This window comes from Mycolicibacterium chubuense, assembly GCF_001044255.1.
GTDB lineage: Bacteria > Actinomycetota > Actinomycetes > Mycobacteriales > Mycobacteriaceae > Mycobacterium > Mycobacterium chubuense.
Genome location: NZ_JYNX01000035.1, coordinates 35,415 through 48,031, shown reverse-complemented (window position 1 = coordinate 48,031; position 12,617 = coordinate 35,415). Strand labels below are relative to the sequence as shown.

The following is a 12,617-nucleotide window of genomic DNA, read 5'->3' as shown; positions in this document are numbered from 1 at the left end:
GACGTTCCCGAGCGAAGGGATCTGCAGATGACGATGACCGACATTCCGACCGCGGTGCACGTGGGAGTCGACGAGTTACCCTTCGTCGACCTGCCGGACGGCTCGAAACTCAAGGTGATCCAGGTCAAGCACGCCGAGGGCCTGTGGATCGTGGAGAACGTCTTCCGCGCCGGCTACGAGGTGCAACGCCACAAACACACCGGCCCGGTGTACGCCTACACGACGTCGGGGGCGTGGCGGTACAAGGAGTACGACGACGTCAACCGCGCCGGATCGTTCCTCTACGAACCGGCCAATTCCGTGCACACGCTGCAGGTCCTCGAGGACGACACCCACGTGTGGTTCCAGATCTACGGAGCCAACCTCAACCTCGACGAGGACGGCAACGTCGAGAGCGTCACCGACGGGACGAGCGCGCTCGCGGTCTACCTGTCGTTGTGCGAGGCAGCCGGTCATCCGCGCCCCCACGTGCTGATCGGCTGAGCCGTGACCGGCACGGACACCGCCGTGGTCGACCTCGCCGACCCGGACACGTTCCGCAACGGCGCCCCCCACGAGGCGTTGGCGGCGGTGCGGCGCACCGATCCGGTGCTCTGGCAGCCGATGCGCGGCGAGCAGGGGTTCTGGGCCGTGCTGCGGCACGCCGACGTGGTCGAGGTGGCCCGCCGCCACGACGTCTACTCGTCCAGTGAAGGGGGCGTCGTCATCGAGACGCTTTCGCCCGAGACGCTCGCCCGGATGCGCACCATGCTGCTGGCCATGGACCCGCCCCGCCACGGCCACTACCGCTCGCCGGTCTCGGTGCATTTCCGGCCGCGGATGATCGCGCGGCTCGAGCACCGGGTCCGCGACCTGTGCCGCGCCGTCATGGCCGAGGCGCGCGAACGCGTGGACGTGGAATTCGTCCACGAGGTCGTCGCCCCGTTGCCGACGCAGGTGATCGGCGAGCTCTTCGGCCTGCCGCGCAGCGACTGGCGCCACATCCAGGAACTGGCAGAGCGCATCACGTCCGCCCAGGATCCCGACCTGGCCGGTCCGGACGCGGCTGACGGTACCGGGGGCCTCGAGATGGCCTGCTATGCAGTGGAATTCGCTGCCGATCGACGCAGGCGCGGACTTGCCGACGACATGACGAGTGTGATCCTGTCGGCCGATTTCGGGGGTCAGCCCATGAGCGACGCCGACTTCGGTGGGTTCTTCGTGCAGCTGGTCACCGCCGGTAACGACACCACCAAGAGCCTGCTGTCCTCGGGACTCGTGACGCTGCTACGGCACCCGGAGCAACTCGCCGAACTGCGCGCGGACCCGACACTGATGGCCGGCGCCGTGGAGGAGATCTTGCGCTACGACAATCCTCTGCACTACTTCCGGCGTACCGCGCTCGTCGACACGGAACTCGGCGGCACGCACATCGCCGCCGGCGACAAGGTGGCGATGTACTACACCTCGGCGAACCGGGACGAGGACGTCTTCCCCGACGCGCAGACGTTCGACATCCGGAGGCGTCCCAACCCGCATGTGTCGTTCGGGATGGGAGCGCACTTCTGCCTCGGTGCCCATCTGGCCCGACTGGAGGCGCGGCTGTTCCTCCAGGCGCTTCTCGAGACGTTCCCGGTCATCGAACTCACCGGCGAGCCGGTGCGGGTGCGGTCGAACCTGGTCAACTCGTTCAAGCGCATCCCGGTCCGGTTGACCGCCTGAGCGGCGGGAAGGTCAGCCGTCACCGGGGGAGGGCGCGCTGGAGTACTCCTCCAGGCAGCCCTCCGCGACGGCGTGGCGGATGCTGTCCGCCAGGCGCGGGCACGACCGCTCCCGCGCGGGATCGCCGCCGGCCGCGCGAATCTCGGCGAAGTGCGCGCACCGTGTGGTTGCCTCGGAGGTCCACTGCACGGACGTGTGCGTCGGCCCGAGCTTCTTGACGCGCACCGCGACGTGGCAGAAGCGGCAGTCCACCGACGCCAGGCCCGAGGTCAGGTACCGTTCGCGATCGCGCTGCGTGCTCTCCCGCACAGCGGCGGCGCGGTCCGGATCGGCGGCGAAATCCGGTGCCTTGCGCCATGATCCGGGCGTTGCGCCGTCGGGGGCCGGATGGTGGCCGTGCTCGTGCTCCTCGTCGTCATGCCCGTGCAGCAGCAGCATCGACCGTGCGAGCCGGTCCACATCCGGGGTGTCGTTCACGTGGCCTGCTTCTCGGCTTCCCGGGCCTTGAGGTTCTCCTCGACCTCGACATGCCACTTCTGGTTGGCCACCGTCGTGTCGACCTCCATCTCGAAGCGGTCGGTCATGTCCGGTGTCACGTCGGCGACGTCGACGTAGAACTGCTGGTACCAGCGGCGCATCTGGTAGACGGCGCCGTCCTCCTCGACCAGGAGCGGATTGTCGATGCGGGTCTTGTGCTTCCAGATCTCGACGTCCTGCAGGAAGCCCTTGCTGACCCCGTCGGTGAACGCGTCGGCGAGCTTCTCGGTGGTCTTGTCGTCCAGGCCCTTGGGCTTTTCGACGATGACGCCCCACTGCAGGACGAACGAATCCTGGGTCACCGGGTAATGGCAGTTGATCAGGATCGACTCGGCCTTGAAGTCGCCGTAGGTGTTGTGCAGCCAGTTGATCATGAACGACGGCCCGAAGTAGCTGGCCTCGGAGTCGAGCTTGGCCTCGCCGTAGGCGGTGCCCATGTCGTTGATGTCGGGTCGGCCCACGTTGTGCAGGTACTGCGAGGCGATGTGCCCCTCGAAGACGTTCTTGAAGTACGTCGGCAGCCCGAAGTGGATGTAGAAGAAGTGCGCCATATCGGTGACGTTGTCGATGATCTCGCGGCAGTTGCTGCCCTCGATGAGCATCGTGTTCCATTTCCAGTCGGTCCACTCGCCGCTGGCCCACTCGGGGATCTCGGGGATGCGGACCTCTTCTTGCGGGGGGTTGCCCTCGTGGTCGTGCCACACGAACAGCAGCCCGCCGCGCACGTCGGTGTGCCAGGCGCGGGTGCGCGCCAACCGGGGGGGGCGCTTGGCGTAGGGGACGAGCTTGCACTTGCCGTCCCCGCCCCACCGCCAGTCGTGGAACGGGCAGGCGACCTCGTCGCCCTTGATGGTGCCCTGCGCCAGGTTTCCGCCCATGTGTCGGCAGTAACCGTCCAGCACCTTCAGCTCGCCCGCCGAGTCGGCGAAGACGACGAGCATGGTGCCGAAGATCTCGATGCCGTGTGGCTGGCCGTCGAGGTAGTCCTTGACCGGCCCCAGGCAGTGCCAGCCGCGCGCGAAGCGGTCGGGCAGCGTGCCCGTGTCGATCTCACGAATGCTCGCGGTCCCCGCAGTATCGGTGCTCACCTCGGGCCTCCCCATTTCATCTCTCGAATTAGAACACGTTACAGTTTTTGGCCTCTGTCGCGCAATCCAATGGACGTTCACCTGCGGAAAATGTTGCCTATCCCACCCCGAACCATTGTCGGGCAGCGGGTACCCGCGTCGTCGTGGACCTACCGACGGAGATATAGTGCACAGCGTGTCCACTATTACGGAGACCCCGAACCGCGCGGTGGTGGCGTCGCGACGCTGGCTCGCCGTCGCCGCGGCGACGTTCGCGGTCGCGTGGGGCGGCAACGAGTTCACCCCGCTGCTGGTCATGTACCGCGAGGGCGAGCGCTTCTCCGCGCTGACGGTCGACCTGCTGCTGTTCGCGTACGTCCTGGGCATCGTGCCCGCGCTGCTCGTCGGTGGACCGCTGTCGGACCGCTTCGGCCGCCGCCCCCTGATGCTGCCGGCTCCGCTGCTGGCCGCGGCAGGCTCGCTGATCCTGGCGGCGGGTGCCCAGTCGGCAACGGTGCTCGCCGCGGGCCGCGTGTTCAGTGGGCTGGCGCTCGGCCTGGCGATGGCCGTGGGCGGCAGCTGGCTCAAGGAGCTGTCGGCCCCGCCGTGGGGCGACGGGACGGCCGGCGCCCGGCGCGCTGCCATGAGCCTGACGGCGGGTTTCGGCCTCGGCGCGGGTGCGGCGGGCATACTCGCCCAGTGGGGTCCGGCACCCGCGGTACTGTCCTACGCCTGCAACGCCGCCATGGCGCTGGCGGCCGCGGCCGTGCTCACCGTCGCACCCGAGACCCGGCAGCGCCACGAGTCCGGCCGCCCGTGGTGGACGGACCTGGCCGTCCCGGCGCCGGTGCGGCGGCGCTTCCTGCTCGTCGTGCTGCCGGTCGCGCCCTGGGTGTTCGGTGCGGCGGGCTCGGCCTACGCGGTGCTGCCCGCGCTGATGGCCGACCGCGCAGGCGGCACCCCGATCGCGTTCTCGGCGCTGCTGTGCGTCGTGGCGCTGGGCGTGGGTTTCGCGGTGCAGCGGGCCGGACGGACGCTGGGCGCCGACGGACCCCGCGGGGTGGCGATCGCGCTGCTGCTGATCGCTGCCGGGATGGGCTGCGCGGCGTGGGCGGCCGCGACGTTGACGGTGCCCGCGGCGCTCGTGGCGGCCGCAGTGCTCGGCGCGGGGTACGGGATGGCGCTGCTGGCCGGGCTGCAGGAGATCCAGCGCCTCGCCGGTCCCGACGACCTGGCCGGGATGACCGCGCTGTTCTACAGCCTCAGCTATCTGGGCTTCGGAGTGCCTGCCGTGCTGGCGTACGGCTTCGCGTCGGGGGTGGGCTACCCGGTGATGTTCGGCGTGGGGGCGGTCGTCGCACTGGGCTGCCTGGTTGTCACGCTGGCCGGGGCACGTCGGTTCTAGGGTTGGCGGATGGCCACCCGCCGCGGACGTCCCCGCAGCGAAGCCGTACGTAGTGCCGTACTCGCCGCCGCGGCAGACTTGGCACGCCACGGCGGCCCCGGCGCGGCGACGATCGACGCGATCGCCCGGCGCGCGGAAGTCAGCCGGACGACCATCTACAAGTGGTGGCCGTCGGCGGCGGCGATCGTGCTCGAGGGTCTGCTCGACTCGGTGCGCGAATCGATCGTGCGCCCACCCGGAAGCACGACCGCGCAGGCGCTGATCCATCACGTCGGGGCGCTCAACGCCATCCTGGCCGACCCGACCGTGGGGCCGCTGCTGCGCAACGTGATGTCCGCCGCGGCAGGGGATCCGGCGATCCAGTCGGCGCTGCTCGAGAAATGGATCGAGCCGCGGCGCGCCGCGGTGGTGACAGCGCTGCGCGACGCCGTCGCCGCCGGGGAACTCGACGCCGGCGCCGACATCGAGGTGGTGGTCGACGCGCTGGTGTCGCCTCCCTACTACCGGCTCGTGTTCGGCATGCCGCCGCTGTCCGACGAGGCGGTCACCGCCCTGGTCGACACCGTGTGGCGCGGCTGTGTCTAGCGGTCTTGCCAGCCGGAGTGGATGTAGGTGTCGGCGAAGCGCTTCAGCGAGTCCTTCTTCTGCTCGATCGGCGCGTCGAAGCCGAGTCCGTCGAACACCCAGGGGATCACGATGTTGTCGGTGACGCCCGCTTCGGCGAGCTCACGATGGCCGTCGACGCCGAACTTGTCGATGCAGACGGCCTGGAACTCGAACGGCTGGTCGGCCCGGCCGTATTCGGCGCGCAGCGCGTTGATCTTGCCGATGGTCTCGGCGAGCTGCTCGCCGGTCATCATCGCACTCGTCCATCCGTCGCCGACGCGGGCGGCGCGCTTGAGCGCGACGTCGGTGTGGCCGCCGACGTAGAACGGCACCGGTGCACTCGGAGCGGGGCTCATCTGCAGTCGATCGAAATCGTAGAACTCGCCGTGGAATTCGACCATGCCGCCGCCGAGCACCAGCTTGATCACCTCGATCATCTCGTCGACGCGCTTGCCACGCTTGGCGTAGGGCACCCCGCACCACTCGAATTCCTCCGGCGCCCAGCCGATCCCGACCCCGAATCCGAACCGGTCACCCGTCAGGTTCGCCACCGAGCCGACCTGCCGGGCCAGCAGCAGCGGATTGCGGGAGCCCAGCTTCATCACGTTGGTGTAGAAGCGCAGCGTCGAGGTCACCGCCCCCATCGCGCCCGCGGCGATCAGCGGGTCGACCCACGGGGTGTCCTCGTTCCACATCCGCGAGCCGTCGGGGGTGTACGGGTAGTCCGCCGACTGCTTCTCCATGTAGAACAGCGAGTCTGGCAGCGCGATCGAGTCGAAGCCCACCTCCTCGGCGGTGCGGGCGATCTCGAGCAGTTGGTCGATGGGTCCCATCGCCACGCTGCAGGTGTACTGCATCACGCGCCGGGCTTGTCGCTGGAGACCACCCACATCGAGTAGTACTGTGCGCCACCGCCGTACGCGTGGCCAAGGGCCTTGCGCGCACCCGGCACCTGGTGCTCGCCGCCCTTGCCCATCACCTGGATGGCCGATTCGGCGAATCGGATCATGCCGGAGGCACCGATCGGATTGGACGACAGCACTCCGCCCGACGGGTTGAACGGGATACGGCCGTCCATCGCCGTCTCGCCGGCCTCGGTCAGCTTCCAGCCCTCGCCCTCGGGGGCGAAACCCAAGCTCTCCAGCCACATCGGCTCGTACCACGAGAACGGCACGTACACCTCCGCGACGTCGATCTCGTCGATCGGACTGGTGATCCCGGCGGCCTTCCACAGCGCCGCCGCGGCGTCCCGGCTGGCCCGCGGATTGACCTGATCGCGGCCCGCGTAGGCCAGCGGTTCGGTGCGCAGCGCGGTGGCGTGGATCCACGCGACCTGATGCCCGTCGGCGACACGCGCGTCGGCGCTGGCCTCGTCCCCGATCACCAGCGCGGCCGCGCCGTCCGAGGACGGGCACGTCTCGTCGTAGCGGATCGGATCCCACAGCATCGGGGACTCCATCACCTTCTCCAGCGTGATGTCGGGCTGATGCAAGTGCGCCAGGGGATTCCTGGTCCCGTTGAGCCGGTCCTTCACCGCGACCATCGCGCCGATGTGCGTCGGTGCGCCGGAGCGCCGGATGTAGGCGCGGATGTGCGGGGCGAAGTAGCCGCCCGCACCCGCACCGACCGGCTTGGTGAACGGCACCGGAATGCTCAACGCCCACATGGCGTTCGACTCGGACTGCTTCTCCCACGCCATCGTCAGCACCCGGCGGTACTTGCCCGACTGCACCAGGCTGGCCGCCACGATCGCCGTCGACCCGCCCACCGAGCCGGCGGTGTGCACGCGGATCAGCGGCTTGTTCGTCGCCCCGGTCGCGTCGGCCATGAACAGTTCGGGCATCATGACGCCCTCGAAGAAGTCCGGCGCCTTACCGACGACGACCGCGTCGATGTCGGCCATCGTCACGCCCGCGTCGACCAGCGCGCGGTCGATCGCCTCACGCACCAGGCCGTTCATCGAGACGTCCTTGCGCTTGGCGACGTACTTGGTCTGGCCGGTGCCCAGGACGGCGGCGAGATTCTTGGCCATGACTACATCATCTCCTCTTCGCGCGAGCGGCTCATCGCAAGTCACCCTCCAAAACCGCGACCAGATTCTGTTGCAGCGCAGGGCCGCTCGTGGCGTGCGCCAGCACGCGGGAGGCGTTGCCCTCGAAGATGTGCCGGGCGGCGAAGCCGATCCGCTCCAGGCCGGCAGAGAACATCGGGTTGGCGGCGAGCGCGCCGCCGGACGGATTGATCCTCGTCGCATCATCGAGGCCGATGGCCTCCTTGAGGATCAGCTGCTGGTGGCTGAACGGTGCGTAGAGCTCGGCGACCTCGATGGAGGAGGTGTCCCCGCCGGTGGCCGCCTGCGCCGACGCCGCCGTCGACGGCGAGGTGGTCAGGTCGCGGGCGCCGAGCACCGGCGTCTCGATGCGATGCTCGAAACCGGTGATCCAGGCGGGCCGCTCACGCAGTTCGCGGGCGCGGTCACCGGCGGCCAGCACGATCGCGGACGCGCCGTCGGTGATCGGCGCGATGTCGTGGCGGCGCAACGGTTCTGCGAAGTACGGACGCTCCAGCAGCTCCTCGATGCTGCCGCCCTCGATGCGGTCTACGCGAGGGGCAGCGTTCAGCGATTCGAGCGCCACCTGGGCCATCTGCTCGGCGGTCCACGTGCCCGCGTCCAGCCCGAACCGGGCCTGCAGCCCGGCCATGCTGACCGAATCAGGCCACAGCGGCGCGACGGTGTACGGATCGGTCTGCAGCGCGAGCACGCGCCGCAGCGTGCCGGCGCTGGACTTGCCGAACCCGTATACCAGCGCGGTCTCCACCTCGCCGGTGAGGATCTTGATGTAGGCCTCGTAGAGCGCCCAGGCGGCGTCCATCTCGACGTGCGACTCGTTGATCGGCGGCACCGCCCCGATGGAGTCGATCGCGGAGATGAACGAGAATGCCCGGCCGGCAAGGTAATCCGAGGAGCCCGAGCACCAGAACCCGATGTCGGGAACACCGATGCCCAACTCGGCGTAGATCTCGGCGAAGCACGGCATCAGCATCTCCACGCCGTTGGTGGTGCCTTCGGTACGGCGAACATGCGGTGCGTGCGCGAAGCCGACCACTGCTACGTCAGTCATGGGTGTGGCCCCTCCTCAGAGGTGATGCTTGTAGGTGTCGTACTCGGCGTCGGGTTCGCCCGACGGCCGGAAGTACTCGATGTTGTCGATGCCCAGCCCCCACTCCTCGCGGGGCTTCCAGACCGCCTTGACGCGCATGCCCATCCGGACCTCGTTGGCGTCGATGTCGGACACCAGGTGCAGCACCGGGATGTCCGCGCCGTCGAGCAGCACATAGGCCGCGACATAGGGCGGCTTGATGCGTTGCCCCGCAAACGGGATGTTGATGATCGCGAACGTCGTGACCGTGCCCGTGTCGGCCAGCTCGATGAACTGGTCGAGCGTTTGACCGGTGGCCGGGTTCGCCTCGCGGGGCGGGAAGTACACCTTCCCGTCATCGCCGGAACGGGCGCCCAGCAGCGTGCCCTTCTCCAGCGCGCGCAGGAACGTGCTCTCGGGCATCGACGCGGTGTGCAGAACTTCGAGTGAGGTCGGCACGACGAGTGTCGTGACGGGGTCGAGTCCTTCGGCCGGCGGCGGCACCTCTTCGGCCTCGTCGCCGAGGGCGAAGTAGGCGATGTCGGTGATCGCGCCGACGGTCTCCTCGACCCAGTGGGCGTGCACCCGCGCGCCGGTGCTCACGGCCTCGGGGCCGTCGGCCGCGACGGCGTGCAGCAGGGGGGTGTCGGCGCCGTCGAGGCGGATCAGCGCCCACGCGAACGGCCGGTCCAGCGGCTGCCCCTCCAGCGGCTCGGGCTGCCACGTCCACGACAGCACCGTGCCGACGCTCGCCACCGGTACGATCTCGGTCAATTGTTCGTAGGTGACGGGGTCGTACTCGGCCGGCGGAACGTGCACCCGGCCGTCGGATCCGCGCACCCCGACGATGCGTCGCTCGCGCAGAGCGGTGAAGAACTCGCCGAGGAGTGGTCCGACTGAACGGGTGTAGTCGAAAGCGAGCCTCAACGGCGCTGACAGCGGCGGCTCATGCGGGTCGATCTGCACCGGACTGCTTTGGCTGGTGGTCACGGCATCGAGTAGAACAGGTTCTAAGAATGGTTTCAAGAACAGGTGCGGAGGCGACGGCATGAAGTTGGGATTGCAGCTCGGATACTGGGGCGCACAGCCGCCGGACAACCACGCCGAACTCGTCGCCGCGGCCGAGGAGGCGGGCTTCGACACGGTGTTCACCGCCGAGGCGTGGGGCTCGGACGCCTACACCCCGCTGGCGTGGTGGGGCCGCGAAACCACGCGGATGCGGCTGGGCACCTCGGTCATCCAGCTCTCCGCGCGCACCCCGACCGCGTGCGCGATGGCGGCGCTGACGCTCGATCACCTCTCGGGTGGCCGGCACATCCTCGGCCTCGGCGTCTCCGGCCCGCAGGTGGTCGAGGGGTGGTATGGCGCCAAGTTCCCGAAGCCGCTGGCCCGCACCCGCGAATACGTCGACATCCTGCGCCAGGTGTGGGCCCGGCAGGCGCCGGTCCACAGCGACGGACCGCACTACCCGCTGCCGCTGACCGGCGAGGGCACCACCGGTCTGGGCAAGAACCTGAAGCCCATCACGCACCCGCTGCGCGCCGACATCCCGGTCATGCTGGGCGCCGAGGGGCCGAAGAACGTCGCGCTGGCCGCCGAGATCTGTGACGGGTGGCTGCCGATCTTCTATTCACCGCGGATCGCGGGCATGTACAACGAGTGGCTCGACGAGGGCTTCGCCCGTCCCGGGGCGCGCCGCACCCGGGAGACTTTCGAGATCTGCGCCACCGCGCAGGTCGTCGTCACCGATGACCGCCCGGCGATCATGGAGCTGATGAAGCCGCACCTCGCGCTCTACATGGGCGGGATGGGTGCCGAGGACACGAACTTCCACGCCGACGTCTACCGGCGGATGGGGTACGCCGAGGTGGTCGACGACGTGACGAAGCTGTTCCGCAGTGACCGTAAGGACGAGGCGGCCAAGATCATCCCGGACGAGCTGGTGGACGACTCGGCGATCGTCGGGGATCTGGCCTACGTGCAGGAGCAGATCAAGGCGTGGGAAGCCGCCGGCGTGACGATGATGGTGGTCGGTGCCCGCTCCACCGAACAGATCCGGGATCTCGCCGCGCTGGTGTAGACAGTTCTTGCCGTCTGTCTAGAACACGTTCTAGATTGGCGGTGTGACTCAACACACCATCGCCGGGACCGTGCTGACGATGCCGGTGCGCGTGCGCACCGCACACCAGCACACCGCGATGTTCGTCGTGAACGCCGATGCCGCGCAGCGGATGATCGACTACAGCGGACTGCGGGTGTGCCGCTTCGGCCGGGGTCGCGCGCTCGCGGTGCTGATGCTGATGCGGTACGAGGACACCGATCTCGGCCAGTACTGGGAGTACGGCACCAACGTGATGGTGAACCCGCCGGGCTCGCAGGCGAGCGGACTGCAGGCGCTGCAGTCCGCAGGCGCGTTCGTGCATCACCTCCCCGTCGACCAGGCGTTCACCCTTGAGGCGGGCCGCACGATCTGGGGTTATCCGAAGGTGATGGCCGACTTCTCCATTCGGGACGGGCGCACGTTCGGGTTCGACGTGCGTATCGACGGGCAGCTGGCGGTCGGCATGGACTTCAAGCCCGGCGTGCCAGTGCCGGGGACGTTCACGTCCCGCCCGCAGGTGCATTCGACGTACTCGTACGCCGACGGCGTGATCCGGGAGACGCCGGGGGAGATGCGGATGACGGGCGTGCGGTACCGGCCCGGCGGGGTGGACGTCCGGCTCGGCGACCATCCCTACGCCGCCGAACTCGCTGCACTCGGACTGCCGAAACGCGCCCTGGTGTCGAGTTCGGCTGCCAACGTGGACATGACATTCGGCGACGCCAAGGAGATCGTGTGACCGCCATTGCCCCCGCCAAGCCCGACGTCGACCTCGCCGACGGCAACTTCTACGCCGACGGCCGCGCGGCGCGGGAAGCCTACGCGTGGATGCGCGCCAACCAACCGGTGTTCCGGGATCGCAACGGGCTGGCGGCCGCGACGACGTATCAGGCGGTGCTCGACGCCGAGCGCAACCCCGAATTGTTCTCCAGCACCGGCGGGATCCGACCCGATCAGCCCGGCATGCCGTACATGATCGACATGGACGACCCGTCGCACATCCTGCGCCGCAAGCTGGTGAACTCCGGGTTCACCCGCAAGCGGGTGATGGACAAGGTGCCGTCGATCGAGCGGCTCTGCGACGCGCTGATCGACGGGGTGTGTGAGCGTGGCGAGGCCGACTTCGTCCGCGACATCGCGGCGCCGCTGCCGATGGCCGTCATCGGCGACATGCTCGGCGTGCTGCCTGAAGAGCGCGACAAGCTGCTGGAGTGGTCCGACGACCTGGTGTGCGGGCTGTCGTCAACGGTCGACGAGCAGACGATCCAGAAGCTGATGGACACGTTCGCCGCGTACACTGCCTTCACGATGGAGGTGATCGCCGACCGTCGCGCCAACCCGACCGACGACCTGTTCTCGGTGCTGGTCAACGCCGAGGTCGAGGGTCAGAAGATGTCCGACGACGAGATCGTGTTCGAGACGCTGTTGATCCTCATCGGCGGTGACGAGACCACCCGGCACACGCTTTCGGGTGGCACCGAGCAGGTGCTGAGGCACCAGGACCAGTGGCAGCGGCTGGCGGCCGACCACGAATTGTTGCCCGGCGCCATCGAGGAGATGCTGCGCTGGACGTCACCGGTGAAGAACATGTGCCGCACACTGACCGCGGACACCGAATTCCACGGCACGTCGCTGACGGCCGGCGAGAAGATCATGCTCATGTTCGAGGCGGCCAACTTCGACGAGTCCGTGTTCGGCGACCCGCAGAACTTCCGTATCGACCGGAACCCGAACAGCCACTTGGCCTTCGGCTTCGGCACGCACTTCTGCCTGGGCAATCAGCTGGCCCGGCTCGAGCTGAAGATCATGATGACCAAGGTGCTGACCCGCCTGCCGGATCTGCGGCTGGCCGACGAGAACATGCTGCCGCTGCGCCCGGCGAACTTCGTCAGCGGGCTGGAGTCGATGCCGGTGGTGTTCACCCCGACCGCGAAGGCGCTCGGCTGATCTAGTGTGCGCTCAGATCGTGCGCAGACCCGATATCGCGATCTGGACGCACACCAGAATCCTGTCTGCCTTTACCGGACCTTGACCGGCCGCTGAATACGCCCCACCAACGT

General features: G+C 68.6%; 13 protein-coding genes. 7 read left to right on the top strand and 6 right to left on the bottom strand.

The features are described from left to right. Positions 1–27 precede the first annotated feature (27 nt). Together MCHUDSM44219_RS12175 and MCHUDSM44219_RS12170 are read left to right on the top strand one after the other, a co-directional pair. Positions 28–483 carry a 2,4'-dihydroxyacetophenone dioxygenase family protein gene (locus MCHUDSM44219_RS12175; RefSeq protein WP_048418507.1) on the top strand — a complete coding sequence of 152 codons (456 nt, stop codon included), beginning with the start codon at positions 28–30 and terminating at the stop codon, positions 481–483. A gap of 3 nt (positions 484–486) precedes the next feature. Continuing rightward, positions 487–1,701 carry a cytochrome P450 gene (locus MCHUDSM44219_RS12170; RefSeq protein ID WP_053081233.1) on the top strand — a complete coding sequence of 405 codons (1,215 nt, stop codon included), beginning with the start codon at positions 487–489 and terminating at the stop codon, positions 1,699–1,701. A gap of 12 nt (positions 1,702–1,713) precedes the next feature. Here MCHUDSM44219_RS12170 and MCHUDSM44219_RS12165 read toward each other — a convergent pair whose 3' ends face one another. Both MCHUDSM44219_RS12165 and MCHUDSM44219_RS12160 read right to left on the bottom strand, forming a co-directional pair. Then, on the bottom strand, positions 1,714–2,178 hold the full coding sequence (locus tag MCHUDSM44219_RS12165; RefSeq protein WP_048418506.1) for a hypothetical protein: 465 nt from the start codon (positions 2,176–2,178) through the stop codon (positions 1,714–1,716). Further along, positions 2,175–3,341 (bottom strand): 3-ketosteroid-9-alpha-monooxygenase, oxygenase component, encoded by a 1,167-nt coding sequence (locus tag MCHUDSM44219_RS12160; protein WP_413783601.1) that lies wholly within the window; start codon positions 3,339–3,341, stop codon positions 2,175–2,177. Before MCHUDSM44219_RS12160 ends, MCHUDSM44219_RS12165 begins: the two co-directional genes overlap by 4 nt. A gap of 160 nt (positions 3,342–3,501) precedes the next feature. On the opposite strand from MCHUDSM44219_RS12160, the gene MCHUDSM44219_RS12155 reads away from it, so the two are divergent. Together MCHUDSM44219_RS12155 and MCHUDSM44219_RS12150 are read left to right on the top strand one after the other, a co-directional pair. Beyond that, positions 3,502–4,710 carry an MFS transporter gene (locus tag MCHUDSM44219_RS12155; protein ID WP_048418678.1) on the top strand — a complete coding sequence of 403 codons (1,209 nt, stop codon included), beginning with the start codon at positions 3,502–3,504 and terminating at the stop codon, positions 4,708–4,710. Between the two features lie 9 nt (positions 4,711–4,719). Further along, on the top strand, positions 4,720–5,295 hold the full coding sequence (locus tag MCHUDSM44219_RS12150) for a TetR/AcrR family transcriptional regulator (protein ID WP_048418504.1): 576 nt from the start codon (positions 4,720–4,722) through the stop codon (positions 5,293–5,295). On the opposite strand, the gene MCHUDSM44219_RS12145 is transcribed toward MCHUDSM44219_RS12150, so the two are convergent. The 4 genes from MCHUDSM44219_RS12145 to MCHUDSM44219_RS12130 are packed head-to-tail and all read right to left on the bottom strand — an operon-like array spanning position 5,292 to position 9,446. Beyond that, positions 5,292–6,173: a TIGR03619 family F420-dependent LLM class oxidoreductase gene (locus MCHUDSM44219_RS12145; RefSeq protein ID WP_048418503.1), complete on the bottom strand. Its 882-nt coding sequence runs from the start codon at positions 6,171–6,173 to the stop codon at positions 5,292–5,294. The two genes, MCHUDSM44219_RS12150 and MCHUDSM44219_RS12145, sit on opposite strands and share 4 nt — an antisense overlap. Next, a complete protein-coding gene (locus MCHUDSM44219_RS12140; RefSeq protein ID WP_048418502.1) occupies positions 6,173–7,348 on the bottom strand; it encodes a thiolase family protein in 1,176 nt (391 codons plus the stop codon). The genes MCHUDSM44219_RS12145 and MCHUDSM44219_RS12140 overlap by 1 nt, the downstream gene beginning before the upstream one ends. A 31-nt stretch (positions 7,349–7,379) precedes the next feature. Next, positions 7,380–8,438: a thiolase family protein gene (locus MCHUDSM44219_RS12135; RefSeq protein ID WP_048418501.1), complete on the bottom strand. Its 1,059-nt coding sequence runs from the start codon at positions 8,436–8,438 to the stop codon at positions 7,380–7,382. A 15-nt stretch (positions 8,439–8,453) separates the two neighbouring features. After that, the gene (locus MCHUDSM44219_RS12130; protein ID WP_201778144.1) at positions 8,454–9,446 is read right to left on the bottom strand and encodes a Zn-ribbon domain-containing OB-fold protein; all 993 of its coding nucleotides are present in this window, start codon (positions 9,444–9,446) and stop codon (positions 8,454–8,456) included. A 58-nt stretch (positions 9,447–9,504) separates the two neighbouring features. Between MCHUDSM44219_RS12130 and MCHUDSM44219_RS12125 the strand changes: the two genes are divergently transcribed. The 3 genes from MCHUDSM44219_RS12125 to MCHUDSM44219_RS12115 are packed head-to-tail and all read left to right on the top strand — an operon-like array spanning position 9,505 to position 12,504. Further along, positions 9,505–10,536, top strand: a complete 1,032-nt coding sequence (locus MCHUDSM44219_RS12125; RefSeq protein WP_048418499.1) for an LLM class F420-dependent oxidoreductase — start codon at positions 9,505–9,507, stop codon at positions 10,534–10,536. Positions 10,537–10,579: 43 nt separating this feature from the next. Further along, on the top strand, positions 10,580–11,296 hold the full coding sequence (locus MCHUDSM44219_RS12120) for an acetoacetate decarboxylase family protein (RefSeq protein ID WP_048418498.1): 717 nt from the start codon (positions 10,580–10,582) through the stop codon (positions 11,294–11,296). 5 nt (positions 11,297–11,301) lie between these two features. Next, positions 11,302–12,504: a cytochrome P450 gene (locus MCHUDSM44219_RS12115; RefSeq protein ID WP_413783603.1), complete on the top strand. Its 1,203-nt coding sequence runs from the start codon at positions 11,302–11,304 to the stop codon at positions 12,502–12,504. Positions 12,505–12,617: the final 113 nt, after the last annotated feature.